Source organism: Enterobacter sp. SM3, from assembly GCF_009811935.2.
GTDB lineage: Bacteria > Pseudomonadota > Gammaproteobacteria > Enterobacterales > Enterobacteriaceae > Enterobacter > Enterobacter asburiae_D.
Genome location: NZ_CP099971.1, coordinates 3,425,058 through 3,449,708, shown reverse-complemented (window position 1 = coordinate 3,449,708; position 24,651 = coordinate 3,425,058). Strand labels below are relative to the sequence as shown.

Sequence of the window (24,651 nt, the reverse complement as noted above, 5' to 3'; positions counted from 1 at the left end):
GGGGAGGCATTGCTTTTGAGACGGGTAACATGGCTGTTATAAATTGATAACAATTTTTAATGTGTGATGGTGAGAGTTTGGCAGCCTTCAAAGTTTATGCGCTGTCCTGCGGCGATACTATCTGACCGATACGTAAAAGGAATAACAAGATGGACGATCAGTTAAAACAGAGTGCCCTCGATTTTCACGAGTTTCCTGTCCCGGGGAAAATCCAGGTCTCCCCAACCAAGCCGCTGGCAACCCAGCGCGATCTGGCGCTAGCCTACTCGCCGGGCGTCGCTGCCCCGTGTCTGGAAATCGAAAAAGACCCGCTGGCGGCCTATAAATACACCGCGCGCGGCAACCTTGTCGCCGTGATCTCTAACGGCACGGCGGTGCTGGGGCTGGGCAACATCGGTGCGCTGGCCGGTAAGCCGGTGATGGAAGGGAAGGGGGTCCTGTTCAAGAAATTCGCCGGTATCGACGTGTTCGATATCGAGGTGGACGAACTCGATCCTGACAAATTCATCAACGTGGTGGCCGCGCTGGAGCCGACCTTCGGCGGGATTAACCTGGAAGACATCAAAGCGCCGGAATGTTTCTATATCGAGCAGAAGCTGCGCGAGCGTATGAACATTCCCGTGTTCCATGATGACCAGCACGGCACCGCGATTATCAGCACCGCCGCGATTCTGAACGGCCTGCGCGTGGTCGAGAAAAATCTCTCCGACGTGCGCATGGTGGTCTCCGGCGCAGGCGCCGCGGCCATTGCCTGTATGAACCTGCTGGTGGCGCTGGGTATGCAGAAACACAACATTGTGGTCTGCGACTCCAAAGGCGTTATCTATAAAGACCGCGAGCCGAACATGGCGGAAACCAAAGCGGCGTATGCGGTGGACGACGACGGTAAACGCACCCTGGACGACGTGATCGACGGCGCGGATATCTTCCTCGGCTGCTCGGGTCCGAAAGTGCTGACCCAGGAGATGGTGAAGAAGATGGCGCGCGCGCCGATGATCCTGGCCCTGGCGAACCCTGAGCCGGAAATCCTGCCGCCGCTGGCGAAAGCGGTGCGTGAAGACGCCATTATCTGTACCGGTCGTTCCGACTACCCGAACCAGGTCAACAACGTGCTCTGCTTCCCGTTCATCTTCCGCGGCGCGCTGGACGTCGGCGCAACGGCGATCAACGAAGAGATGAAGCTTGCCGCCGTTCACGCCATCGCGGAGCTGGCCCACGCCGAGCAGAGCGAAGTGGTCGCGTCTGCGTACGGCGATCAGGATCTGAGCTTCGGACCGGACTACATCATTCCAAAACCGTTCGACCCGCGTCTGATTGTCAAAATTGCCCCAGCGGTGGCCAAAGCGGCGATGGACTCCGGCGTGGCGACGCGTCCGATTCAGGATTTCGACGCTTACGTCGATAAGCTCACCGAGTTTGTCTATAAAACGAACCTGTTCATGAAGCCGATCTTCTCCCAGGCGCGCGCCGACGCGAAGCGCGTGGTGCTGGCGGAAGGGGAAGAGGCGCGCGTGCTGCACGCCACTCAGGAGCTGATCACCTTAGGCCTGGCGAAACCGATCCTGATTGGTCGTCCGAGCGTGATTGAGATGCGCATCCAGAAGCTGGGCCTGCAGATCAAGCCGGGCGTCGACTTCGAGATCGTTAACAACGAATCCGATCCGCGCTTCAAAGAGTACTGGAGCGAATACTACGCGATCATGAAGCGTCGCGGGATTACCCAGGAGCAGGCGCAGAAAGCGGTCATCAGCAACACCACGGTGATCGGCGCGATCATGGTGCATCGTGGCGAGGCGGATGCGCTGATCTGCGGCACCATCGGCGATTACCACGAGCACTTTAGCGTGGTGCAGGAGATCTTCGGCTATCGCGACGGCGTCCATACCGCCGGGGCGATGAACGCGCTGCTGTTGCCGAGCGGCAACACCTTTATTGCTGACACCTACGTTAACGACGATCCGACCCCGGACGAGCTGGCGGAGATCACCGTGATGGCCGCCGAGACCGTGCGTCGCTTTGGCATCGAGCCGAAGGTGGCGCTGCTGTCGCACTCTAACTTTGGTTCGTCTAAATCCGCGGCGGCGTGCAAAATGCGCCAGACGCTGGAGCTGGTGCGCGAGCGTGCGCCGGAGCTGATGATTGACGGGGAGATGCACGGCGATGCCGCGCTGGTGGAGAGCATCCGTAACGAACGTATGCCGGACAGCCCGCTGAAGGGATCGGCCAACATACTGATTATGCCGAACGTGGAAGCGGCGCGTATCAGCTATAACCTGCTGCGCGTCTCCAGCTCTGAAGGGGTGACCGTAGGACCGGTACTGATGGGCGTGGCGAAACCGGTACATGTGTTAACGCCGATTGCCTCCGTGCGTCGTATCGTGAACATGGTGGCGCTGGCGGTGGTTGAGGCGCAAACGCAGCCTCTGTAATTAACCCGACCCCTCACCCTAACCCTCTCCCCATAGGGGAGAGGGGACTGCTCCGGGCCGTCTTTTCACCCTCGCCCCTTTGGGGAGAGGGCCGGGGTGAGGGGTAAGGGTTACACCCAGTCCCGAACCTGAATAAACTCACGCAAGGCAGCCTCCGGGCTGCCTTCTTTTGGTTCGTAGCAGTACTCCCAGCGCACCAGCGGCGGCATCGACATCAGAATCGACTCCGTGCGCCCGCCGGTCTGCAGGCCGAACAGCGTCCCGCGATCCCACACCAGGTTGAACTCCACGTAGCGCCCGCGGCGGTAAAGCTGGAACTCACGTTCGCGCACGCCGTAGTCGGTGTTTTTACGGCATTCGACGATGGGCAGATACGCGTCGGTATAGCCTTCGCCTACCGCGCGCATAAAGCTGAACGCGGTATCAAAATCAGGCGCGTTGAGATCGTCAAAGAACAGCCCGCCGATGCCGCGCTGCTCGTCGCGGTGCTTCAGGTAAAAGTAGTCGTCGCACCACTTTTTAAATTTCGGGTAGACCTCTTCGCCAAACGGCAGGCAAAGGTCACGCGCGGTGGTGTGCCAGTGCACGGCATCTTCTTCGAAGCCGTAGTAGGGCGTTAAATCGAAACCGCCGCCGAACCACCAGACCGGATCGGCGCCCGGTTTTTCCGCAATGAAAAAGCGCACGTTGGCGTGGCTGGTGGGCACGAACGGGTTGTGCGGATGCACCACCAGCGAGACGCCCATCGCCTCGAAGCTGCGGCCCGCCAGCTCAGGACGATGCGCCGTCGCAGACGCGGGCATGGCGTCGCCGTGAACGTGGGAAAAATTCACGCCAGCCTGTTCAAAGATGCCGCCGTTTCGCAGCACGCGGCTGCGCCCGCCGCCCCCGGCCTCGCGCTGCCAGTTATCTTCCTGAAATTCTCCGCCGTCTGCGGCGGCCAGTTTCTGGCAGATCTCATCCTGCAGCTGCAGCAGGAAGGTTTTTACCAGTTGAGCATCGGGTTTCATCAACGTTTCCTGGAGTGTGCTTTTTGGTTATCGAACCAGTTGAAGTAGCTGATAATGCCGGAGGCGATGGCGTTGGCGATCTTCTGGCGAAACGCTGTGGTGCCGAGGAGTCGCTCTTCTTCCGGGTTGGTAATGAAGGAGGTTTCCACCAGCACGGACGGAATCGAAGGCGATTTCAGGACCACGAACGCCGCCTGCTCGGTGCCTTTGCTGTGCAGACGATGCACCGGCTTAATCTTCTTCAGAATATGCGAGCCGAGCGTCAGGCTGTTTTTGATCGTATCCGTCTGCACGAGGTCGAACAGCACCTGCTGTAGCAGGTGATCTTTGTCGGTGGCTTTCTTCCCGGCGACTTCATCCGCCCGGTTTTCGCGGTCGGAGAGGTATTTCGCCATGGCGCTACTGGCGCCACGGTTGGAAAGCGCAAACACTGAGGCACCGGCCGCAGAAGGGTTGGTAAAGCCGTCGGCGTGGATCGACATAAACAGATCCGCGCCGTGCTGGTGGGCGATCTCAACGCGGTCATACAGCGGAATGAAGGTATCGCCAGAGCGCGTCAGACGGGCGTCAATGCCGTTACTGCGTAAAATTGCGCGCACATTTTTTGCAATTGCCAGCACGACGTGTTTTTCTTTCGACCCGTTTTTGCCGATGGCGCCGGTATCAATACCGCCGTGGCCCGGGTCGAGCATCACCAGACGCTTCGCGCCCGGCTTTTTGGTTTTCGGTTTGCTGTGTCCGTTACTGGTTTTGAGCGTGCTCTCGTCTTTCGCCTGAGCCTGCTTTGCGATGCCCGTTAACGTTAAGGCCGCCAGCCCCGCTTTGAGAACCTGACGACGCGATGTGAGTGCTTTTAATGGTTTGAATGTGCTCATGCGGCCTGAATACTAAAAAAAGGGGTCCTGGTGTTATATCGTATCGTGTTTCCCGTTACGACAGTCCATATTGAGAATTGTTTTACTTTTCATTTCAATACGTGACAAAGTGACATTATGCCAAATTTTGGCGAGATTTTCCCCGGTTATTGGCTAAAGGCGCGCTTCGCGCCATAATCACTGTTTTTAAACCCGAAAAGGCGGTTAATACCATGGAGATACGCGTTTTTCGCCAGGAAGATTTCGAAGAGGTGATCACCCTTTGGGAGCGCTGCGATCTGCTGCGTCCGTGGAACGATCCGGAAATGGATATCGAACGTAAGGTCAATCACGACGTCAGTCTGTTTCTGGTCGCGGAAGTCAACGGTGAGGTTGTGGGGACGGTAATGGGCGGGTACGACGGCCACCGCGGCTCGGCCTATTATCTGGGCGTCCACCCGGAATACCGTGGCCGCGGCATTGCCAATGCGCTGCTGAACCGGCTCGAGAAGAAGCTGATCGCCCGCGGATGCCCAAAAATCCAGATCATGGTGCGGGAAGATAACGACGTGGTGCTGGGCATGTATGAGCGTCTGGGCTATGAACACGCTGACGTGCTGAGTTTAGGAAAGCGTCTGATCGAAGATGAAGAGTACTGAAATCCATCCGGCAGACTATGACGCGCAGGGCCGCGTCAGGCTGCCCTTTTTATTCTGGTGCGTTCTGCTGCTGCAGGCCCGGACCTGGGTGCTGTTTGTGATGGCCGCCGCGTCGCGCGGGCAGGGCGACACGCTGCTGAATCTCTTTTATCCCGATCACGACGCCTTCTGGCTCGGCTTGCTGCCCGGCTTACCGGCGGTGGTCGCTTTTTTATGCAGCGGACGACGGCAGGCGATCCCACGCTTTTGGCGCGCGCTTCGCTGGCTGCTGATCCTCGCCCAGGTTGCGCTGCTCTTCTGGCAGCCGGTACTCTGGTGGTACGGTGAACCGCTGACGGGCACCGGCGTTGTGCTGGTGGTTGCCGATATTGTGGCCCTGCTGTGGCTGCTGACCAACCCGCGTCTTCGCGCCTGTTTTGCGCATCAGGATGATTAATTCGGCACTTTTTGCCGATGTTGCACTCCAACAAGCGTTGATTTAACAAGAAAGGACGTTTCAATGAAATCGCTGCGTTTACTTTTATGCGCTCTCCCGCTGGCCTTGACCGGCTGTTCGACGCTCTCCTCCATTAACTGGTCCGCTGCATATCCGTGGAACTGGTTTGGCTCATCAACGGAAGTGACCGAGCAGGGCGTGGGGAAAATTACCGCCGCGACGGCGCTGGATCAGGATGCCATTCAGGATGCCATCGGCAGTGATTATCGCCTGCGCAGCGGCATGAAAACGGAGAATGGCAATATTGTTCGCTATTACGAAGCGCTGAAGGGCGACAAGCTGGCGCTGGTGATCAACGGTGACAAAGGCACGGTAAACCGAATTGCCGTGATGGATGAAGATATTCCGACGGCGAGCGGTGTGAAGGTGGGTACGCCGTTTAGCGAACTTTATAAGCAGGCTTTTGGCAACTGCACCAGCGCGCCGTCTGACGACAAGGTCGCGGTGGAATGTAAGGCTGAAGGCAGCCAGCACATCAGCTATGTTTTCACCGGAACCTGGAGCGGCCCGGAAGGACTGATGCCGTCTGACGACACGCTCAAGAACTGGAAAGTGAGCAAAATACTCTGGAAGCAGTAATTTGCGCCTGAGCAATCCGCCTCGCTGAAATCCGGGTATAATACCCGCCATCAATGCCACGCTGACGTGGCATCTTTATTTCAGGAGGAGCGATGTCTCAGGTTCAGAGTGGCATTTTGCCAGAACATTGCCGCGCGGCGATTTGGATTGAAGCCAATGTTAAAGGGGACGTGGATGCCCTGCGCGCGGCCAGCAAAGTTTTCGTTGATAAACTGGCCACCTTCCAGGCCAAATTCCCGGAAGCTCACCTCGGCGCCGTTGTTGCCTTTGGCAATAACGTCTGGCGTCAACTGAGCGGTGGCGAAGGGGCGGAAGAGCTGAAAGACTTCATCCCTTACGGCAAAGGTCTGGCTCCGGCGACGCAGTACGACGTGCTGATCCATATTCTCTCCCTGCGTCACGACGTGAACTTTTCCGTTGCCCAGGCGGCGGTAGCGGCCTTTGGCGACAGCATTGAGGTGCAGGAAGAGGTTCACGGTTTCCGCTGGGTGGAAGAGCGCGATCTGAGCGGCTTCGTCGACGGGACGGAAAACCCGGCGGGTGAAGAGGTTCGTCGCGACGTGGCGGTGATTAAAGACGGCGTGGACGCGGGCGGCAGCTACGTGTTCGTGCAGCGCTGGGAGCACAACCTCAAGCAGCTTAACCGTATGAGCGTGCACGACCAGGAGATGATGATTGGTCGTACTAAAGAAGCCAATGAAGAGATCGACGGCGACGACCGTCCCGTTACCTCTCACCTGACCCGCGTTGACCTGAAAGAAGACGGCAAAGGGCTGAAGATTGTTCGCCAGAGCCTGCCGTACGGTACCGCAAGCGGCACGCACGGCCTTTACTTCTGCGCCTACTGCGCGCGCCTGTATAACATCGAGCAGCAGCTGCTGAGCATGTTTGGCGATACCGACGGCAAGCGCGACGCCATGCTGCGCTTCACCAAACCGGTGACCGGCGGCTACTACTTTGCGCCGTCCGTTGAGCGTCTGCTGGCGCTGTAATGGCCTTTCTCCCTCTCCCTGTGGGAGAGGGCCGGGGTGAGGGTATCAGGCCGCACCCCTTATTCCCTTTTCTGCTTCTAAATCACCAAACGGTATATAAAACCGTTACTCCTTTCATCCCCGTTATAAATATTATGACTATAAGATAGTCATCACATTTATAAGGGTGCGCAATGGCCGTTACTGTACTGAAAAAAGGAACTCTGGCGCTGGCAGGTTTACTGCTGGTGGCACAGGCGCAGGCGACTGAACTGTTAAACAGTTCGTATGACGTCTCCCGCGAGCTGTTTGCCGCCCTTAATCCACCGTTCGAACAGCAGTGGGCGAAAGACAATAACGGAGACAAGCTGACCATCAAACAGTCCCACGCCGGGTCGTCCAAGCAGGCGCTGGCGATTTTGCAGGGCCTGAAGGCGGATGTGGTGACCTACAACCAGGTGACTGACGTGCAGATCCTGCACGACAAAGGCAAGCTGATCCCGGCGGACTGGCAGAGCCGACTGCCGAACAACAGCTCGCCGTTCTATTCCACCATGGGCTTCCTGGTGCGTAAGGGCAACCCGAAGAATATCCACGACTGGAGCGACCTGGTGCGTTCCGACGTGAAGCTGATTTTCCCGAACCCAAAAACTTCCGGTAACGCGCGTTATACCTATTTAGCCGCGTGGGGCGCGGCGGACAAGGCTGACGGTAACGATAAGGCCAAAACCGAGCAGTTCATGACCCAGTTCCTGAAAAACGTCGAAGTGTTTGATACCGGCGGCCGCGGGGCGACCACGACCTTCGCAGAACGCGGTCTCGGCGATGTACTCATCAGCTTTGAATCGGAAGTGAATAACATCCGTAAACAGTACGAAGCGCAGGGCTTCGAGGTCGTTATCCCGAAAACCAACATCCTGGCCGAGTTCCCGGTGGCGTGGGTGGATAAAAACGTGCAGGCAAACGGTACCGAGAAAGCGGCAAAAGCCTATCTCAACTACCTGTACAGCCCGCAGGCGCAGACCATCATTACCGATTACTACTACCGCGTGAACAACCCGGACGTGATGAACAAACTGAAAGACAAATTCCCGCAGACCGATTTGTTCCGCGTGGAAGATCATTTCGGCTCCTGGCCTGATGTGATGAAAACGCATTTTGCCAGCGGCGGTGAGTTAGACAAATTGCTGGCGGCGGGGCATAAGTGATGTTTGCAGTTTCGACAAAACGCGTGCTGCCGGGCTTTACCTTAAGCCTCGGGACCAGCCTGCTGTTCGTCTGCCTGATCCTGCTGTTGCCGCTCAGCGCGCTGGTGATGCAGCTTGCTCAGATGAGCTGGGCGCAGTACTGGGACGTGGTCACCAACCCGCAGGTGGTGGCGGCCTATAAGGTGACGCTGCTGTCGGCGTTTGTTGCCTCTATTTTTAACGGCGTGTTTGGCCTGCTGATGGCGTGGATCTTAACCCGCTACCGCTTCCCGGGCCGCACGCTGCTTGACGCCCTGATGGATCTGCCGTTTGCGCTGCCGACGGCGGTGGCGGGCTTAACCCTCGCGTCGCTCTTCTCCGTGAACGGGCTGTACGGCGAGTGGCTGGCGAAATTTGACATCAAAGTGACCTACACCTGGCTCGGTATCGCGGTGGCGATGGCCTTTACCAGCATCCCGTTTGTGGTCCGTACCGTGCAGCCGGTGCTGGAAGAGTTGGGCCCGGAATACGAAGAAGCGGCGGAAACGCTGGGTGCCACGCGCTGGCAGAGCTTCCGCAAGGTGGTTCTGCCGGAGCTGTCTCCAGCGCTGATGGCGGGTGTCGCGCTGTCGTTTACCCGCAGCCTCGGTGAGTTCGGCGCGGTGATTTTTATCGCCGGGAACATCGCCTGGAAAACAGAAGTCACCTCGCTGATGATTTTCATCCGTTTGCAGGAGTTTGATTATCCGGCGGCGAGCGCAATTGCCTCGGTGATCCTGGCGGCCTCGCTGCTGCTGCTGTACTCGATTAACACTCTGCAAAGTCGCTTTGGTCGACGTGTGGTAGGTCACTGATGGCGGAAGTTACGCAATTGAAGCGATACGATGCACCCCGCATTAACTGGGGCAAATGGTTTCTGATTGGGGCGGGCGTGCTGGTTTCCGCCCTCATTCTCGTCGTGCCGACGGTTTATATCTTCGTTCAGGCGTTCAGCAAGGGCCTGATGCCCGCGCTGGAAAATCTGGCGAACCCGGATATGCTGCATGCCATCTGGCTGACCGTGCTGATTGCGTTGATCACCGTGCCGGTGAACCTCGTGTTCGGGACCCTGTTGGCCTGGCTGGTGACCCGCTTCAACTTCCCGGGACGTCAGCTGCTGCTGACCCTGCTGGACATTCCTTTCGCCGTATCGCCGGTGGTGGCGGGTCTGGTGTACTTGCTCTTTTACGGCTCCAACGGCCCATTGGGCGGCTGGCTGGACGAGCATAACCTGCAGATCATGTTCGCCTGGCCGGGCATGGTGCTGGTCACCATCTTCGTGACCTGTCCGTTTGTGGTGCGTGAGCTGGTGCCGGTGATGTTAAGCCAGGGCAGCAACGAAGACGAAGCGGCGGTGCTGCTGGGCGCGTCGGGCTGGCAGATGTTCCGTCGCGTGACGCTGCCGAACATTCGCTGGGCGCTGCTTTACGGCGTGGTGCTGACCAACGCCCGCGCGATTGGTGAGTTCGGCGCCGTGTCCGTCGTCTCTGGCTCCATCCGGGGTGAAACCCTGTCGCTGCCGCTACAGATTGAGCTGCTGCAGCAGGACTACAACACCATCGGCTCGTTTACTGCCGCAGCGTTGCTGACGCTGATGGCCATTTTGACCCTGTTTTTGAAGAGTGTGGTGCAGTGGCGTTTAGAAAATCAGGAAAAACGTCAGCATCAGGAGGGAAATCATGAGCATTGAGATTGCCAATATTAAGAAGTCTTTTGGTCGCACCCAGGTGCTGAATGATATCTCGCTGGATATCCCTTCCGGACAAATGGTGGCGCTGCTGGGGCCGTCTGGCTCGGGTAAAACCACGCTGCTGCGTATTATTGCCGGGCTTGAGCATCAGACCAGCGGGCACATCCGCTTTCACGGCACCGACGTGAGCCGCCTGCACGCCCGCGATCGTAAAGTAGGCTTTGTGTTCCAGCATTACGCGCTGTTCCGCCACATGACCGTGTTCGACAACATTGCGTTTGGTCTGACGGTGCTGCCGCGTCGCGAGCGTCCAAATGCAGCGGCTATCAAAGCCAAAGTGACCAAACTGCTGGAGATGGTGCAGCTGGCTCATCTGGCGGATCGTTTCCCGGCCCAGCTGTCCGGCGGTCAGAAGCAGCGCGTGGCGCTGGCGCGCGCGCTGGCCGTTGAGCCGCAAATCCTGCTGCTGGATGAACCTTTCGGCGCGCTGGATGCGCAGGTGCGTAAAGAGCTGCGCCGCTGGCTGCGCCAGCTGCATGAAGAGCTGAAATTCACCAGCGTCTTCGTGACCCACGATCAGGAAGAGGCGATGGAAGTCGCGGATCGCGTGGTGGTCATGAGCCAGGGCAACATTGAGCAGGTTGACGAGCCGGAGCAGCTCTGGCGCGAACCGGCGACCCGCTTCGTGCTGGAATTTATGGGCGAGGTAAACCGTCTTCAGGGCACTATTCGCGGCGGCCAGTTCCACGTTGGCGCGCACCGCTGGCCGCTGGGCTATACCTCCGCGCATCAGGGGCCGGTCGATCTGTTCCTGCGTCCGTGGGAAGTGGACGTGAGCCGCCGAACCAGCCTGGATTCACCGCTGCCGGTACAGGTGCTGGAAACTAGCCCTAAAGGTCACTACACCCAATTGGTGGTACAGCCGCTGGGCTGGTATACCGAGCCGCTGACCGTGGTCATGCGCGACGACGTGCCGCCGCACCGGGGCGAGCGCCTGTTTGTTGGGCTGCAGCACGCCCGTATTTATCACGGGAAGGAGCGCATCGAGACGCGCGAGGATATTGCTCTGGCGGAGTCAGCCTGATAGGTTATTAGGATGTTTATCGCCCGGTGGCGCTGCGCTTACCGGGCCTACAGTTATCATTGCGTCTTGTAGGCCGGGTAAGCGAAGCGCCACCCGGCTTTTTTATTGAGTAAAAATCGTGAATACACTCGAACACACCATCGGCAATACTCCTCTGGTCAAGCTGCAGCGCATGGGGCCGGACAACGGCAGTGAAATCTGGGTCAAACTTGAAGGCAATAACCCGGCGGGGTCGGTGAAAGACCGCGCGGCGCTGTCGATGATTGTCCAGGCCGAAAAGCGCGGAGAAATTAAGCCAGGCGACGTGCTGATTGAGGCCACCAGCGGCAACACCGGTATCGCCCTGGCGATGATCGCCGCGCTGAAAGGCTACCGCATGAAGCTGCTGATGCCGGACAACATGAGCCAGGAGCGCCGCGCCGCGATGCGTGCCTACGGAGCCGAGCTGATTCTGGTAACCAAAGAGCAGGGAATGGAAGGCGCGCGCGACCTGGCGTTAGAAATGGCCGAGCGCGGCGAAGGTAAACTGCTCGATCAGTTCAACAACCCGGACAACCCTTACGCGCACTACACCACCACCGGCCCGGAAATCTGGCAGCAAACCGATGGGCGTATCACCCATTTTGTCTCCAGCATGGGTACCACCGGCACCATTACCGGAGTATCTCGTTTTCTGCGCGAGCAGGAAAAAGCCGTCACCATCGTTGGCCTGCAGCCGGAAGAGGGGAGCAGCATTCCGGGCATTCGCCGCTGGCCCGCGGAGTATATGCCCGGCATCTTTAATGCGCAGCTGGTGGACCAGGTGCTGGATCTTCACCAGCGCGAGGCGGAAAATACCATGCGTGAGCTGGCCGTGCGCGAGGGTATCTTCTGCGGCGTCAGCTCGGGCGGCGCGGTAGCGGGTGCGATTCGGGTGGCGCAGGCAAACCCGGGGGCCGTAGTGGTGGCGATTATTTGCGATCGCGGCGATCGCTATTTGTCTACCGGCGTCTTTGGTGAAGAGAGTTATTCGCAGGGGGCGGGGATTTAAGCGTCATGGAGATGATTCTATTCCGGGATAATACCCGGGCGCAGCAAACCGACATTGTCGCTGTGCAGTCGCAGGTAGTTTACGGCAGCGTGGGGAACAGCATTGCGGTACCGAATATTCGTACCCACAGGCTGAACGTTACCGCCGTGCCGACGGTACTGTTTAGCAACACGCCGCACTACGACACGTTTTATGGTGGAGTGATCCCCGACGAGTGGTTCAGCGGCTACCTCAAGGCGCTCGAAGAGCGCGAGATCCTGCGCGAGCTTAAAGCGGTCACTACCGGCTATATGGGCAGCGCCAGCCAGATCGTTCTGCTGGCGCAGTGGCTGAAGGCGGTCAAAGCGCAGCATCCGGACCTGCTGGTGCTGGTCGACCCGGTCATCGGCGATATCGACAGCGGAATGTACGTGAAGCCCGAGATCCCGCAGGCGTATCGGGAGCACCTGCTGCCGCTGGCGCAGGGGATCACGCCAAACGTCTATGAGCTGGAAGTGTTAAGCGGCAAACCGTGCCGAACGCCGGAAAGCGCCATCGCGGCGGCGCAGGGACTGCTTTCCGACAGCCTGAAATGGGTGGCGATCACCAGCGCGCCGGTCGCTGACGACCCGGAAAACATCCACGTGGTGCTGGTGACGCATGAGGGCGTGACCGTCAGCGCGCATCCGCGCGTTGAAACCGATCTGAAAGGGACGGGCGACCTGTTCTGTTCAGAGCTGGTGAGCGGAATTGTAGAGGGGAAAACTGTCGCCGATGCTATTCGCATGGCCGGCGATCGAGTGACTGACGTGATGCTTTATACCCAGTCAAAAGGTTACGACGAGCTTATCCTCCCTGCATAAACTAAAATGGCGCCCGAAGGCGCCATTTTTCTGTGTGGCAAGAATTACTTCTTGATGCGGATAACCGGGGTTTCACCCACGGTGACGCTGCCAGACAGTTTGATCAGTTCTTTGATTTCGTCCATGTTGGAGATAACAACCGGCGTCAGGGTAGACTTGGCTTTTTCTTCCAGCAGTGGCAGATCGAATTCAATCACCGGGTCGCCAACTTTAACACGCTGGCCTTCTTCCGCGATACGTTTGAAGCCTTCGCCTTTCAGTTCAACGGTGTCGATACCGAAGTGAACGAACAGTTCGATACCGCTATCAGATTCGATAGAGAACGCATGGTTGGTTTCAAAAATTTTACCGATGGTGCCGTCAACTGGAGCAACCATTTTGTTGCCAGTTGGTTTGATAGCAATGCCATCACCAACGATTTTCTCAGCAAACACTACATCCGGCACGTCTTCGATGTTGACGATCTCGCCGGAGAGCGGAGCAACAATCTCAATAGTTCCGGAGTCTTTTTTATCATCAGAAACCAGAGATTTCAGTTTATCGAACAAACCCATGATCTTCTCCTAAGCAGTAAATTGGGCCGCATCTCGTGGATTAGCAGATTGTTTTTTCTTCAATGAACTTGTTAACCAGCGTCATTAACTCGTCCGTTGTCGGTTGAGCAAGAGCCTGCTCTGCTAATACCTTCGCATCTTCGAAGTTCGTGTTACGGATAATCTTCTTAATGCGCGGGATGGAAATGGCGCTCATAGAGAATTCGTCCAGACCCATACCCAGCAACAGAAGTGTAGCACGTTCGTCGCCTGCAAGCTCACCACACATGCCAGTCCATTTACCTTCTGCATGAGAAGCATCAATAACTTGCTTGATCAAGTTCAGTACGGACGGTGACATTGGCTGGTAGAGATGTGAAATCATATCATTACCACGGTCAACTGCCAGGGTGTACTGCGTTAAATCATTGGTGCCGATACTAAAGAAATCAACTTCTTTGGCTAAATGACGCGCAATGGTCGCCGCCGCAGGTGTTTCCACCATCACGCCGATCTCGATTGACTCGTCAAACGCTTTACCCTCGTCGCGCAGCTCCTGTTTGTAGATTTCGATCTCTTTCTTCAGTGCACGCACTTCTTCAACAGAGATGATCATCGGGAACATGATACGCAGTTTACCGAAAGCAGAGGCACGCAGGATCGCGCGAACCTGGTCACGCAGGATCTCTTTACGATCCATCGCGATACGGATTGCACGCCAGCCCAGGAACGGGTTCTCTTCTTTCGGGAAGTTCATGTACGGCAGCTCTTTGTCGCCACCGATGTCCATGGTACGGACGATAACCGCCTGAGAGCCACACGCTTCAGCCACGGCTTTATAAGCAGCAAACTGCTCTTCTTCCGTTGGCAGCGCGTCGCGGTCCATGAACAGGAATTCTGTACGATAGAGACCTACGCCTTCCGCACCGTTGCGCTCAGCGCCATCAACGTCGCGGACGGTACCGATGTTTGCACACACTTCTACCTGATGGCCGTCCAGGGTGATGGCCGGCAGGTCTTTCAGCTTAGCGAGTTCCGCTTTTTCAGTCGCAACCTGCTCCTGAACCGCGCGCAGTTTATCGATCTCTTCATTGGTTGGGTTGACGTAAACCAGATTGTTTACAGCATCCAGAATCAGATAGTCGCCGTTTTTCACCTGAGAGGTGACGCTACCGGTACCCACGATGGCAGGCAGTTCCAGAGAACGCGCCATGATAGAGGTGTGGGAAGTACGGCCGCCCGCGTCGGTGATGAAACCGAGAACCTTTTTCAGGTTCAGCTGTGCCGTTTCAGACGGGGTGAGGTCAGCGGCAACCAGGATCACTTCATCCTGAATCGCGCTCAGGTCGATGATGGCCAGGCCCAGGATGTTGCGCAGCAGGCGCTTACCGATGTCACGTACGTCAGCCGCACGCTCTTTCAGGTATTCATCATCCAGTTCTTCCAGGGCAGTTGCCTGACCTTCGATAACTTCATGCGCAGCCGCGTCGGCCGTCATGCCTTTATCTTTAATCAGGGCTATGATTTCCTGCTCCAGCTCCTCATCTTCGAGCAGCATGATGTGCCCTTCGAAGATGGCTTCTTTTTCTTCACCGAAAGTTTCGCCAGCTTTAGTTTTGATTGCTTCCAGTTGCGCAGATGCCTTGGCACGACCGCTCAGAAAACGTTCAACTTCCTGATCAACCTTGTCGGCAGAAATTTTTTTCCGGTCGATGACGATCTCGTCTTCTTTCAGCAGCAGTGCTTTGCCGAAAGCGATACCCGGGGATGCTAAAATGCCTGAAATCATAACCCTACCTTACTTGTGACTGATATTTAAAAGAACCCGGAAACTTACTCGAGCTCAGCCATCAGTTTAACCAGATGCTCAACTGCTTTCTGCTCGTCTTCACCTTCTGCAGAGATGGTGACAACGGTGCCCTGAGTCAGGCCCAGAGTCTGCAGTTTGAACAGGCTTTTTGCGCTCGCGCTTTTGCCGTTGGAAGTCACAGTGATTTCAGAAGTGAAGCCTTTTGCTTCTTTAACAAACTGAGCAGCAGGGCGGGTGTGCAGACCGTTCGGAGCGGTAATGGTAACTTCTTGCTGGAACATTGTATTTCCCCAACTTATAGGTTTAGTGTTGTGGAACTAAAGTCTAGCCTGGCGACTGAACTTTAGCCTGTATTGTTAGCGCTGACGTTTCGATCGTCATTAAACATTATGCAGCGAAAGCAAGACTTGAACCAAATCATAAAATCGATTCAGCAAGGCTATTTCGTTCACTGATTAATTTCACGCATCAAAATAATTGCTGGTTTAAATACCAGACCCAACGGGGTGAAGCAATGCCAGGAGGGGCAAAAGTTTGAAGCAGGCCACAAAAAAGCACCTGAAAAGGTGCTTTTTTACGCGTTATTAACATGCTGGCACTACTGTTGCAGCTCTTTTTCGGTAAACAGATCGGCAAACAGTGCGGTGCTCAAGTAACGCTCACCCGAGGAAGGAAGGATAACCACAATATTCTTATTGGTAAAGGCTTCATCTTCCTGAAGTTTGAGCGCTGCCGCAACGGCCGCACCGGAAGAGATTCCCGCCAGAATGCCTTCTTCATCCATCAGGCGACGCGCGGTAGAGATGGCTTCTTCGTTAGTGATGGTGACAACTTTATCGATCAGCTTCAGATCCAGGTTGCCCGGAATGAAGCCTGCGCCAATACCCTGGATTTTATGCGGGCCTGGTTTGAGCTCTTCACCCGCCAGTGCCTGGGTGATAACCGGTGAGTCAGTCGGCTCAACGGCCACGGTGATCAGGTCTTTTTTACCCTTTGTGCCTTTAATATAGCGTGACACGCCGGTCAGCGTACCGCCGGTACCCACGCCGGAGATAAAGACGTCAACCTGGCCGTCGGTATCTTCCCAGATTTCCGGACCTGTGGTCTTCTCGTGAATTTCCGGGTTAGCCGGGTTGCTGAACTGCTGCAGCAACAGATATTTTGCCGGATCGCTGGCCACAATCTCTTCGGCTTTCTGAATGGCACCTTTCATGCCCTTCGCGCCTTCGGTCAGCACCAGGTTCGCGCCCAGCGCTTTGAGCAGCTTACGACGCTCGATGCTCATGGTTTCTGGCATGGTCAGCGTCAGCTTGTAGCCACGCGCGGCAGCCACATAGGCCAGAGCGATACCGGTATTGCCGCTGGTCGGTTCCACCAGCTCAACGCCAGGCTTCAGTACGCCACGTTTTTCAGCATCCCAAATCATGTTTGCACCGATACGGCATTTTACGCTGAAGCTCGGGTTACGTGATTCGACCTTCGCCAGAATGCGTCCATTACCGATACGGTTCAGTCGAACCAGGGGCGTATGACCGATAGTCAGCGAGTTGTCTTCATAAATCTTACTCATGGCCTGTCCTTAACTGTATGAAATTGGGATACCGACCCAGCATACCTGCTAAGCAGGTAGGGGGAAGTAAGGAATTCGCATATCTATATACTGCAAGGAAATAATGGGGATCAGTATGGAATAAGGGGCGGCATAAGCCACCCCTGCTTTACACATTTTTGCATTATTTCCATAACGCGTGCTTAGCACGGTAGCAGTCGACCCACATCGCCGTCGCGCCGCAGACGGCGACGGGCATGATGAACAGATTCAGGAAGGGAATCATGGTGAACAGGCTGGTCAGCGCGCCAAACTGCATATTGGCGACCTTCTGGCTGCGCAGGGCGGTGCGCATCGCTTTAAACGGCACCTTGTGGTTATCGAACGGATAATCGCAGTACTGAATGGCCAGCATCCAGGCGCTGAACAGGAACCACAGCACCGGCGCCACCGTCTGGCCAATGCCTGGCACAAAGTAGAGGATAAGCAGCACGATCGCGCGGGGCAGGTACCAGGCAAACTTTTGCCACTCGCGCTTCATGATGCGTGGCAGGTCTTTCATGATCCCCAGCACGCCCGTATCCGGCGGCGTTGCGCCGGTAAGCCGCGCTTCCAGCTGTTCCGCCAGCAGACCGTTAAACGGAGCGGCTATCCAGTTCGCAATCGTCGAGAAAAAATACCCAAACACCAGCAGCACGGAGATCACCGCCACCGGCCAGAGCAGGTAGTTAAGCCACTGTAGCCAGTCCGGCACATGGCTCATCAGCGACGGGATCCAGCTCTCCAGCTTTGTGAACAGCCACCAGAACGCGCCGCCCATCAGAATAATGTTGATCAACAGCGGGAGAATGACGAAGCGTCGAATCCCCGGTAGGGAGACCAGTTTCCAGCCCTGAGAAAAATACCAGACGCCGCTGCGCGGGGGAGAAGAAGATGTTGAAACCATAGCCAGGCTGTACTCCTTTTTACACAACCAGTGGAATTGCCCGCCTATATTATCCACTTACGGAGCAATGACCAGTTCGGAAATGTTCGAAAAACCAGCAAAAAGCACGATTTCCTTCATCTTTATGCTGTGAATGCTCTGCACACACTTGCACTTGACGTAAACGGCAAATACTCTTAGTGAGTAAATGTTTGCCGTGGTGGCAAGGTGTTAGAACAACAGAGAATATAATGATGCAGGATTTGCGTCTGATATTAATCATTGTTGGCGCGATCGCCATAATCGCTTTACTGGTACATGGTTTCTGGACCAGCCGTAAAGAGCGTTCCTCGATGTTTCGCGATCGCCCACTGAAGCGCATGAAGTCCAGTCGTGACGACGATGACAGTGAAGATGACATCGACGGCAGCGATGACGACGGCGTGGGTGAAGTTCGTGTTCATCGGGTCAATACTGCGCCCGGCGCAGGCCATGGGGAGCATGAAGCGCCTCGTCCTTCGCAGCACCAGTATCAACCGCCGTATGCTTCTGCACAGCCGCGCCAGCCAGCGCCGCAGCCTGTGGAAGAGCCGGTGCGCCAGCCGCCGCAACAGCCTGTCTATCAGCAGCCTGCCCAGCCGGTTCAACAGCAACCGGTGCAGCAGCCCGTGCAACAACAGCCTGCTCAGCCGGTACAACAGCCGCAGCAGCCTGTTCACGTGCAGCCCGCGCCTCAGCCCGCTCCGGCTCCGCACGTTGAGCCTGAGCCCGTTGTAGAGCCAGAGCCGGTTGTTGAAAAACCGCAGCGTAAAGAAGCGGTGATCATCATGAACGTGGCCGCGCATCACGGTAGCCATCTCAACGGTGACGTGCTGCTTAACAGTATTCAACAGGCAGGCTTCAAGTTTGGCGATATGAACATTTTCCATCGCCACCTGAGCCCTGACGGTAGCGGCCCGGCGCTGTTCAGCCTGGCCAACATGGTTAACCCTGGCACCTTTGATCCGGAAATGACCGGTGATTTCGTGACCCCGGGCGTGACTATCTTTATGCAGGTGCCGTCCTACGGCGACGAACTGCAAAACTTTAAGCTGATGCTGCAGTCCGCTCAGCACATCGCTGATGAAGTCGGTGGCGTGGTGCTCGACGATCAGCGTCGAATGATGACCCCGCAGAAGCTGCGCGAGTATCAGGACCGCATCCGCGAAGTTAAGGAAGCCAACGCGTAATCGTCGCGTTTACTTCGACTCCTCCTCAACCCCCGCCTGTCGGGGGTTTTTCTCATTGATGGTGCGATATGGACTCAATCGAACAACAACTCACTGAACTGCGAACCACGCTTCGCCATCATGAATACCTCTATCATGTTATGGACGCGCCGGAAGTACCGGATGCGGAGTACGACCGCCTGATGCGCGAGCTGCGCGAGCTGGAAACTCAGCATCCGGAGCTCATCACGCCGGACTCCCCGACGCAGCGCGTCGGTGCGGAACCGCTCGGTGCTTTCAGTCAGGTACGCCACGAAGTCCCGATGCTGTCCCTGGATAACGTCTTTGATGAAGAGAGTTTCCTGGCGTTTAACAAGCGCGTTCAGGATCGCCTGAAAAGCAGTGATTCGCTGAGCTGGTGCTGCGAGCTGAAGCTGGACGGTCTGGCGGTCAGCATTCTTTATGAAAACGGCGTGCTGGTGCGTGCCGCGACGCGTGGTGACGGTACAACGGGTGAAGACATCACCACCAACGTGCGTACCATCCGTGCGATCCCGCTCAAGCTGCACGGCGAGAATATTCCTGCGCGTCTGGAAGTGCGCGGTGAAGTGTTCCTGCCTCAGGCGGGCTTCGAGAAAATAAATGAAGAGGCGCGCCGCACCGGCGGGAAGGTGTTTGCTAACCCGCGTAATGCGGCGGCAGGCTCTCTGCGCCAGCTTGACCCTCGTATCACCGCGAAGCGACCGCTTACTTTCTTCTGCTACGGTGTGGGTATTCTTGAGGGCGGCGAGCTGCCGGACACGCACCTCGGGCGTCTGCTGCAGTTTAAAGCGTGGGGCCTGCCGGTGAGCAACCGCGTTCAGCTCTGCGACTCGCCGGAAGCGGTACTGGCGTTCTACCACAAGGTGGAAGAGGACCGTCCGACGCTCGGGTTTGATATTGATGGCGTTGTCATCAAGGTGAATTCACTGGCGCTGCAGGAGCAGCTGGGCTTTGTGGCGCGCGCGCCGCGCTGGGCGGTGGCGTTTAAGTTCCCTGCTCAGGAGCAGATGACCTTCGTTCGTGACGTAGAGTTCCAGGTTGGCCGTACGGGTGCCATTACCCCGGTCGCCCGTCTGGAGCCCGTGCAGGTTGCTGGGGTGTTGGTGAGTAACGCCACGCTGCATAACGCTGATGAAATCGAACGCCTGGGCCTGCGCATTGGTGACAAAGTGGTGATCCGCCGCGCGGGCGATGTGATCCCGCAGGTGGTTAACGTCGTGGAGTCAGAACGCCCTGCCGAAACGCGCGAGATCGTCTTCCCGACACACTGCCCGGTGTGCGGCTCTGACGTCGAGCGTGTGGAAGGCGAAGCGGTGGCTCGCTGTACGGGCGGCTTAATCTGTGGCGCGCAGCGTAAAGAGTCGCTGAAGCACTTCGTTTCTCGTCGCGCAATGGACGTCGACGGCATGGGGGATAAGATTATCGACCAGCTGGTTGAGAAAGAGTATGTCCACACGCCAGCGGATCTCTTCAGGCTGACGGCAGGTAAACTGACCGGTCTGGATCGAATGGGGCCAAAGTCAGCCCAGAACGTGGTGAACGCGCTGGAAGCCGCCAAAGAGACCACCTTCGCCCGCTTCCTGTACGCGCTGGGCATTCGTGAAGTGGGTGAGGCGACGGCCGCGGGCCTGGCGGCGTACTTTGGCACGCTGGAGGCGCTGGAAAAGGCAAGCATCGACGAGCTGCAAAAAGTCCCGGACGTCGGCATCGTCGTCGCCACGCACGTCTTTAACTTCTTTGCCGAAGAGAGCAACCGTGAAGTCATCGGCAAGCTGCTGGAGGAGGGTATCAGGTGGCCCGCGCCGGTGGTGGTTAACGCCGAAGAGATCGACAGCCCGTTCGCCGGTAAAACGGTAGTCCTGACCGGTAGCCTGAGCCAGCTTTCACGCGACGATGCGAAAGCGCGTCTGGTGGCGCTGGGGGCCAAAGTGGCGGGCAGCGTGTCGAAGAAAACCGACCTGGTGATCGCCGGTGAAGCGGCGGGTTCGAAGCTGGCGAAAGCCCAGGAGCTCGGCATTGCGGTGATTGACGAAGCGGAAATGATGCGTCTGTTAGGAGAGTAACGTGGAGAAAGAACAGCTCGTTGAGATCGCCAATACGGAGATGCCGTTCGGTAAATATAAGGGCCGCAGGCTGATTGATTTGCCGGAGGAGTATCTGCTGTGGTTTGCCCGCAAGGATCAATTCCCGGCAGGGCGGCTGGGCGAGCTGATGGCTATCACGTTACTGATCAAAACCGAGGGGCTGACCCAGCTGGTTCAGCCCCTGAAACGTCCTTAAGCCTTCGCGGCGCGGGTCTCTTCCTGCGCCAGCTTCTCGGTCTGGCGCTTGTAGCGACGCGCCAGCACCGCGCAGACCATCAGCTGGATCTGATGGAAAATCATCAGCGGCAGCACCATCATCCCAATCACCGAGGTCGGGAACAGAATGTTGGCCATCGGGATACCGTTCGCCAGGCTCTTTTTCGAACCGCAGAACACAATCGTAATTTCATCCGCTTTGTTGAAGCCGCACCTGCGTGCCACAAAGACGTTTACCGCAATCACAATCGCCAGCAGGACGATGCTGACCACCACGATAAACAGCAGCGAGCCTGCACCCACCTTGTGCCAGATGCCATTTACCACCGCTTCACTGAAGGCGGAGTAAACCACCAGCAAAATCGAGGTCTGGTCGGTTTTTGAAATCCATTTTTTATGCTTCGCCACAAACGCGCCGGTCCACGGTCGGGAAAGATGCCCCAGCACAAACGGCAGCAGCAGCTGCAGACAAATTTTGCCGACCTGCTCCAGGTTACCTTCCGCACCGTGCATGTTCATCAGCAGGCCCACCAGCAGCGGAGAGACGAAAATCCCTAACAGACTGGAGGCGGATGCTGAACAAACGGCTGCCGCTACGTTGCCGCCTGCCAGCGAGGTAAAGGCGATGGCAGACTGCACGGTAGCGGGGAGAATGCACAGATACAGGAACCCGGTATACAGGGCTGGGTCGACATTGACCGGTGCCCACCAGGCAAACAGCACCCCGAGTATCGGGAACAGAATGAAGGTGCTGCACATCACCCACAGATGCAGTCGCCAGTGTCCGCCGCCTGCAATGATCGCTTCACGGGAGAGTTTGGCACCGTGCATAAAGAACAGCAGGGCGATGGCCGCCGTGGTCAGCCCTTCAAAGAATGGGACGAAACCGCCGCGAGCCGGGAAAAACGAGGCCAATAATACGGTAACTACCAGGGTAAGTGTGAACGGATCAAGAATACGAAATAGTTTCATAATGACTCCTGAAATCAGATATCGCTATTGTGCTTTTTTCCATTTGAGAAATAAAATTGATTTATTGCATCCATTCATGAACTAAACAGATGAATTACTCCTTACGTCAGCTTCGTATTTTCGTCACCGTTGCCCATGCCCGCAGCTTTAGCCGGGCAGGGGAGATGATTGGCCTGAGCCAGTCGGCGGTCAGCCACAGCGTGAAAGAGCTGGAGAATCAGACCGGGGTGAAGTTGCTTGACCGCACCACGCGCGAAGTGGTGTTGACCGAAGCAGGGCAGCAGCTGGCCCTGCGCCTCGAACGGCTGCTGGATGAGCTAAACAGCACGCTCAGAGACGTGGGGAGGCTGGGGCAGCAGCTTTCGGGGACCGTGCGCGTCGCGGCCAGTCAGACGATCTCTGCGCACCTTATCCCGCAGTGTATTGCCGAGTGCAGCCATCGCTACCCGGACATTGATTTTGTCCTGCATGACAGGCCGCAGCAGTGGGTGCTGGAGAGTATCCGCCAGGGAGATGTGGATTTTGGTATTGTTATCGATCCCGGCCAGGTGAGCGATCTGGCGTGCGAAAGCGTGCTTTCTGAGCCCTTTTTGCTGCTCTGCCGTGACGACGATCCGCTGGCCACGTTGCCGGAGGTCAGCTGGCAGTCCCTACAGGGCGCGAACCTGGTTTTACAGGATTATGCCTCGGGCAGCCGTCCGCTGATTGATTCCGCGCTGGTGAATCAGGGGGTAAAGGCAACTATCGTGCAGGAGATTGGTCACCCGGCGACGCTGTTTCCGATGGTGGAAGCCGGCATTGGCATCAGCGTGTTGCCCGCCCTGGCGCTTCCCCTGCCGCAGGGAAGCCGACTGGCCGTCAGGCGATTAACGCCCGTTGTCGAGCGAAAGCTGATGCTGGTGCGGCGAAAAAATCGCTCACTCTCGGGGGCGGCGCAGGCTATCTGGGAAGTGGTGCGTATCCAGGCACAACGATTAACCGAAGCCCGCATACGCGACCCACTGTTTAACGCATCAGAAGATTAGATGTAGATATCAATCTGATTAGTGTCTGACGGACTGTTCACCCCTTCCACTTTGCCCAGCTTTTGATCCTGCTTCTTCTGGGCCTCTTCGGCCTGCTGGCGCTGCAGCGCGGCGAGCTGCGCCTGCAGCACCTTGATCTGGGTCTGAATAAGTTCCTGCTGCTTCTTCTTCTCATCGGTGCTGACGGGACTGTTTGCCAGTTCTTTTAACTGCTGAGTCAGCTTTTTGATCTTGTCGAGAATGCGGGTGATTTGCGCAGAGATATCGTTACTGCTCGAAGTTCCACTCGCGCCGCTGGTTTGAATCTGTTGGGTTGAAGCCTGAATGGTCGTCATACTTTTTCCTCGCGTTATAAAACAGAAGTATCGGCACCGACGGGATTAGCTTGAGCAAAACTGCCATATCTGGCAGGGAGTTGCATCGATACACAATCAGTATTGATGGTGCGGTGAAAGTGTATTGGAGGTCACCGGCAGGCTGCGGATATAAGACGTAAGTCATGCGATCCTCGCTATCGCGATCTTAATCCTTAAGGAGCCTCTATGACCCTCTCGAATAACCCGTGGTACTGCGCCGACATCATTCGCGCCGCTAAGCCGAACTTCACGCCTCGCGTGGCGTTTATTCTCGGCTCTGGCCTGGGCGCGCTCGCCGACCAGATTGATGACGCCGTTTCCCTGAGCTACGAAAAGCTGCCGGGCTTCCCGGTGAGCACCGTGCATGGTCATGCTGGCGAGCTGGTGCTCGGGCATCTGGCCGGGGTGCCTGTGGCCTGTATGAAGGGGCGCGGCCATTTCTATGAAGGGCGCGGGATGACCATCATGACCGATGCGATCCGCACCTTTGCGCTGCTGGGGTGCGAGCTGCTGTTTAGCACCAATGCGGCGGGCTCGCTGCGCCCGGAGGTTCAGCCAGGAAGCCTGGTTGCCCTGAGCGACCATATCAACACCATGCCGGGCACGCCGATGGTGGGGCTGAACGATGAGCGCTTTGGCGATCGTTTCTTCTCTCTGGCCAATGCTTACGACGCGGATTACCGTGCCGTTTTACAAACCGTGGCAACGAAAGAAGGCTTCCCGCTGCATGAAGGGGTGTTTGTCTCTTATCCCGGCCCGAACTTCGAGACGGCGGCCGAGATCCGCATGATGCAGATTATCGGCGGTGATGTGGTGGGGATGTCCGTGGTGCCTGAAGTGATTTCCGCACGCCACTGCGGCCTGAAGGTCGTGGCCGTTTCTGCAATTACCAATCTCGCCGAAGGTCTGGGGGAGGTCAAACTCTCGCATGAACAAACCCTTGCCGCCGCCGAGCTCTCCCGCCAGAACTTTATCAATCTTATCTGCGGTTTTCTTCGCCATATTGCCTGAATAAAACAATAAAGTGGCCCGCCAGGGCCACACTGCTATAAGGAATGGGT

The 24,651-nt window shown here is 56.9% G+C and carries 25 protein-coding genes; 16 read left to right on the top strand and 9 right to left on the bottom strand.

Annotation, left to right across the window (positions count from 1 at the left end; genetic code table 11):
* Positions 1-149: 149 nt before the first annotated feature.
* Positions 150-2,429, top strand: a complete 2,280-nt coding sequence (maeB, locus tag GVO84_RS16160; RefSeq protein WP_121425205.1) for an NADP-dependent oxaloacetate-decarboxylating malate dehydrogenase — start codon at positions 150-152, stop codon at positions 2,427-2,429.
* Positions 2,430-2,539: 110 nt separating this feature from the next.
* Here the strand turns inward: maeB and hemF are convergent, their stop codons facing one another.
* Together hemF and amiA are read right to left on the bottom strand one after the other, a co-directional pair.
* The gene (gene hemF / locus GVO84_RS16155) at positions 2,540-3,439 is read right to left on the bottom strand and encodes an oxygen-dependent coproporphyrinogen oxidase (RefSeq protein ID WP_159514647.1); all 900 of its coding nucleotides are present in this window, start codon (positions 3,437-3,439) and stop codon (positions 2,540-2,542) included.
* On the bottom strand, positions 3,439-4,314 hold the full coding sequence (amiA, locus tag GVO84_RS16150; RefSeq protein WP_023308739.1) for an N-acetylmuramoyl-L-alanine amidase AmiA: 876 nt from the start codon (positions 4,312-4,314) through the stop codon (positions 3,439-3,441). Before amiA ends, hemF begins: the two co-directional genes overlap by 1 nt.
* Before the next feature lie 212 nt (positions 4,315-4,526).
* On the opposite strand from amiA, the gene GVO84_RS16145 reads away from it, so the two are divergent.
* The 10 genes from GVO84_RS16145 (at position 4,527) to pdxK (ending at position 12,870) form a co-directional block, all read left to right on the top strand.
* Positions 4,527-4,952, top strand: coding sequence for a GNAT family acetyltransferase (locus GVO84_RS16145; protein ID WP_032643505.1), 426 nt, complete (start codon positions 4,527-4,529; stop codon positions 4,950-4,952).
* A complete protein-coding gene (locus tag GVO84_RS16140; RefSeq protein ID WP_159514646.1) occupies positions 4,939-5,388 on the top strand; it encodes a DUF2919 domain-containing protein in 450 nt (149 codons plus the stop codon). Before GVO84_RS16145 ends, GVO84_RS16140 begins: the two co-directional genes overlap by 14 nt.
* 63 nt (positions 5,389-5,451) lie before the next feature.
* Positions 5,452-6,027 (top strand): RpoE-regulated lipoprotein, encoded by a 576-nt coding sequence (locus tag GVO84_RS16135; RefSeq protein ID WP_121425209.1) that lies wholly within the window; start codon positions 5,452-5,454, stop codon positions 6,025-6,027.
* Between the two features lie 92 nt (positions 6,028-6,119).
* Complete coding sequence (locus GVO84_RS16130) at positions 6,120-7,019, top strand: Dyp-type peroxidase (RefSeq protein ID WP_159514645.1); 900 nt, start codon at positions 6,120-6,122, stop codon at positions 7,017-7,019.
* 173 nt (positions 7,020-7,192) lie between these two features.
* Complete coding sequence (locus GVO84_RS16125; RefSeq protein WP_023308734.1) at positions 7,193-8,206, top strand: sulfate ABC transporter substrate-binding protein; 1,014 nt, start codon at positions 7,193-7,195, stop codon at positions 8,204-8,206.
* On the top strand, positions 8,206-9,039 hold the full coding sequence (gene cysT, locus GVO84_RS16120) for a sulfate/thiosulfate ABC transporter permease CysT (RefSeq protein ID WP_004123378.1): 834 nt from the start codon (positions 8,206-8,208) through the stop codon (positions 9,037-9,039). Before GVO84_RS16125 ends, cysT begins: the two co-directional genes overlap by 1 nt.
* Complete coding sequence (gene cysW / locus GVO84_RS16115) at positions 9,039-9,914, top strand: sulfate/thiosulfate ABC transporter permease CysW (protein WP_023308733.1); 876 nt, start codon at positions 9,039-9,041, stop codon at positions 9,912-9,914. Before cysT ends, cysW begins: the two co-directional genes overlap by 1 nt.
* Positions 9,904-10,998 (top strand): sulfate/thiosulfate ABC transporter ATP-binding protein CysA, encoded by a 1,095-nt coding sequence (gene cysA / locus GVO84_RS16110; protein ID WP_159514644.1) that lies wholly within the window; start codon positions 9,904-9,906, stop codon positions 10,996-10,998. Before cysW ends, cysA begins: the two co-directional genes overlap by 11 nt.
* A gap of 118 nt (positions 10,999-11,116) precedes the next feature.
* On the top strand, positions 11,117-12,028 hold the full coding sequence (gene cysM, locus GVO84_RS16105) for a cysteine synthase CysM (RefSeq protein ID WP_032643539.1): 912 nt from the start codon (positions 11,117-11,119) through the stop codon (positions 12,026-12,028).
* A 5-nt stretch (positions 12,029-12,033) separates the two neighbouring features.
* Positions 12,034-12,870, top strand: coding sequence for a pyridoxine/pyridoxal/pyridoxamine kinase (gene pdxK, locus GVO84_RS16100; RefSeq protein ID WP_159514643.1), 837 nt, complete (start codon positions 12,034-12,036; stop codon positions 12,868-12,870).
* A gap of 44 nt (positions 12,871-12,914) precedes the next feature.
* On the opposite strand, the gene crr is transcribed toward pdxK, so the two are convergent.
* From crr to cysZ, 5 genes are all read right to left on the bottom strand, one after another.
* Entirely contained in the window at positions 12,915-13,424 is a 510-nt protein-coding gene (crr, locus tag GVO84_RS16095; RefSeq protein ID WP_003861316.1) for a PTS glucose transporter subunit IIA, read from the bottom strand.
* A 40-nt stretch (positions 13,425-13,464) separates the two neighbouring features.
* The gene (gene ptsI / locus GVO84_RS16090; protein WP_023332954.1) at positions 13,465-15,192 is read right to left on the bottom strand and encodes a phosphoenolpyruvate-protein phosphotransferase PtsI; all 1,728 of its coding nucleotides are present in this window, start codon (positions 15,190-15,192) and stop codon (positions 13,465-13,467) included.
* 44 nt (positions 15,193-15,236) lie between these two features.
* On the bottom strand, positions 15,237-15,494 hold the full coding sequence (gene ptsH, locus GVO84_RS16085) for a phosphocarrier protein Hpr (protein ID WP_000487600.1): 258 nt from the start codon (positions 15,492-15,494) through the stop codon (positions 15,237-15,239).
* A 317-nt stretch (positions 15,495-15,811) separates the two neighbouring features.
* Positions 15,812-16,783: a cysteine synthase A gene (gene cysK / locus GVO84_RS16080; protein WP_014884739.1), complete on the bottom strand. Its 972-nt coding sequence runs from the start codon at positions 16,781-16,783 to the stop codon at positions 15,812-15,814.
* 163 nt (positions 16,784-16,946) lie between these two features.
* On the bottom strand, positions 16,947-17,708 hold the full coding sequence (cysZ, locus tag GVO84_RS16075) for a sulfate transporter CysZ (RefSeq protein ID WP_159514642.1): 762 nt from the start codon (positions 17,706-17,708) through the stop codon (positions 16,947-16,949).
* A gap of 230 nt (positions 17,709-17,938) precedes the next feature.
* Between cysZ and zipA the strand changes: the two genes are divergently transcribed.
* The 3 genes from zipA (at position 17,939) to GVO84_RS16060 (ending at position 21,217) form a co-directional block, all read left to right on the top strand.
* Positions 17,939-18,916, top strand: a complete 978-nt coding sequence (gene zipA / locus GVO84_RS16070) for a cell division protein ZipA (protein WP_023332952.1) — start codon at positions 17,939-17,941, stop codon at positions 18,914-18,916.
* 68 nt (positions 18,917-18,984) lie between these two features.
* Positions 18,985-21,000, top strand: a complete 2,016-nt coding sequence (gene ligA / locus GVO84_RS16065; protein WP_159514641.1) for an NAD-dependent DNA ligase LigA — start codon at positions 18,985-18,987, stop codon at positions 20,998-21,000.
* Position 21,001: 1 nt separating this feature from the next.
* Positions 21,002-21,217, top strand: coding sequence for a DUF3820 family protein (locus tag GVO84_RS16060; RefSeq protein WP_121425215.1), 216 nt, complete (start codon positions 21,002-21,004; stop codon positions 21,215-21,217).
* Here the strand turns inward: GVO84_RS16060 and GVO84_RS16055 are convergent.
* Complete coding sequence (locus GVO84_RS16055; RefSeq protein ID WP_023332950.1) at positions 21,214-22,209, bottom strand: bile acid:sodium symporter family protein; 996 nt, start codon at positions 22,207-22,209, stop codon at positions 21,214-21,216. The genes GVO84_RS16060 and GVO84_RS16055 overlap by 4 nt on opposite strands.
* Before the next feature lie 89 nt (positions 22,210-22,298).
* On the opposite strand from GVO84_RS16055, the gene GVO84_RS16050 reads away from it, so the two are divergent.
* Positions 22,299-23,234, top strand: coding sequence for a LysR family transcriptional regulator (locus tag GVO84_RS16050; protein WP_159514640.1), 936 nt, complete (start codon positions 22,299-22,301; stop codon positions 23,232-23,234).
* On the opposite strand, the gene GVO84_RS16045 is transcribed toward GVO84_RS16050, so the two are convergent.
* On the bottom strand, positions 23,231-23,569 hold the full coding sequence (locus GVO84_RS16045; RefSeq protein ID WP_029740388.1) for a FlxA-like family protein: 339 nt from the start codon (positions 23,567-23,569) through the stop codon (positions 23,231-23,233). The two genes, GVO84_RS16050 and GVO84_RS16045, sit on opposite strands and share 4 nt — an antisense overlap.
* 207 nt (positions 23,570-23,776) lie before the next feature.
* Between GVO84_RS16045 and xapA the strand changes: the two genes are divergently transcribed.
* Positions 23,777-24,601, top strand: a complete 825-nt coding sequence (gene xapA / locus GVO84_RS16040) for a xanthosine phosphorylase (protein ID WP_023332947.1) — start codon at positions 23,777-23,779, stop codon at positions 24,599-24,601.
* The last annotated feature ends 50 nt before the right edge of the window (positions 24,602-24,651 follow it).

Coding starts and splice junctions, on each gene's coding strand:
- maeB (WP_121425205.1), top strand. CDS start 150: ATGGACGATCAGTTAAAACAGAGTGCCCTCGATTTTCACGAGTTTCCT.
- hemF (WP_159514647.1), bottom strand. CDS start 3,439: ATGAAACCCGATGCTCAACTGGTAAAAACCTTCCTGCTGCAGCTGCAG.
- amiA (WP_023308739.1), bottom strand. CDS start 4,314: ATGAGCACATTCAAACCATTAAAAGCACTCACATCGCGTCGTCAGGTT.
- GVO84_RS16145 (WP_032643505.1), top strand. CDS start 4,527: ATGGAGATACGCGTTTTTCGCCAGGAAGATTTCGAAGAGGTGATCACC.
- GVO84_RS16140 (WP_159514646.1), top strand. CDS start 4,939: ATGAAGAGTACTGAAATCCATCCGGCAGACTATGACGCGCAGGGCCGC.
- GVO84_RS16135 (WP_121425209.1), top strand. CDS start 5,452: ATGAAATCGCTGCGTTTACTTTTATGCGCTCTCCCGCTGGCCTTGACC.
- GVO84_RS16130 (WP_159514645.1), top strand. CDS start 6,120: ATGTCTCAGGTTCAGAGTGGCATTTTGCCAGAACATTGCCGCGCGGCG.
- GVO84_RS16125 (WP_023308734.1), top strand. CDS start 7,193: ATGGCCGTTACTGTACTGAAAAAAGGAACTCTGGCGCTGGCAGGTTTA.
- cysT (WP_004123378.1), top strand. CDS start 8,206: ATGTTTGCAGTTTCGACAAAACGCGTGCTGCCGGGCTTTACCTTAAGC.
- cysW (WP_023308733.1), top strand. CDS start 9,039: ATGGCGGAAGTTACGCAATTGAAGCGATACGATGCACCCCGCATTAAC.
- cysA (WP_159514644.1), top strand. CDS start 9,904: ATGAGCATTGAGATTGCCAATATTAAGAAGTCTTTTGGTCGCACCCAG.
- pdxK (WP_159514643.1), top strand. CDS start 12,034: ATGGAGATGATTCTATTCCGGGATAATACCCGGGCGCAGCAAACCGAC.
- crr (WP_003861316.1), bottom strand. CDS start 13,424: ATGGGTTTGTTCGATAAACTGAAATCTCTGGTTTCTGATGATAAAAAA.
- ptsI (WP_023332954.1), bottom strand. CDS start 15,192: ATGATTTCAGGCATTTTAGCATCCCCGGGTATCGCTTTCGGCAAAGCA.
- ptsH (WP_000487600.1), bottom strand. CDS start 15,494: ATGTTCCAGCAAGAAGTTACCATTACCGCTCCGAACGGTCTGCACACC.
- cysK (WP_014884739.1), bottom strand. CDS start 16,783: ATGAGTAAGATTTATGAAGACAACTCGCTGACTATCGGTCATACGCCC.
- cysZ (WP_159514642.1), bottom strand. CDS start 17,708: ATGGTTTCAACATCTTCTTCTCCCCCGCGCAGCGGCGTCTGGTATTTT.
- zipA (WP_023332952.1), top strand. CDS start 17,939: ATGATGCAGGATTTGCGTCTGATATTAATCATTGTTGGCGCGATCGCC.
- ligA (WP_159514641.1), top strand. CDS start 18,985: ATGGACTCAATCGAACAACAACTCACTGAACTGCGAACCACGCTTCGC.
- GVO84_RS16055 (WP_023332950.1), bottom strand. CDS start 22,209: ATGAAACTATTTCGTATTCTTGATCCGTTCACACTTACCCTGGTAGTT.
- GVO84_RS16050 (WP_159514640.1), top strand. CDS start 22,299: ATGAATTACTCCTTACGTCAGCTTCGTATTTTCGTCACCGTTGCCCAT.
- GVO84_RS16045 (WP_029740388.1), bottom strand. CDS start 23,569: ATGACGACCATTCAGGCTTCAACCCAACAGATTCAAACCAGCGGCGCG.
- xapA (WP_023332947.1), top strand. CDS start 23,777: ATGACCCTCTCGAATAACCCGTGGTACTGCGCCGACATCATTCGCGCC.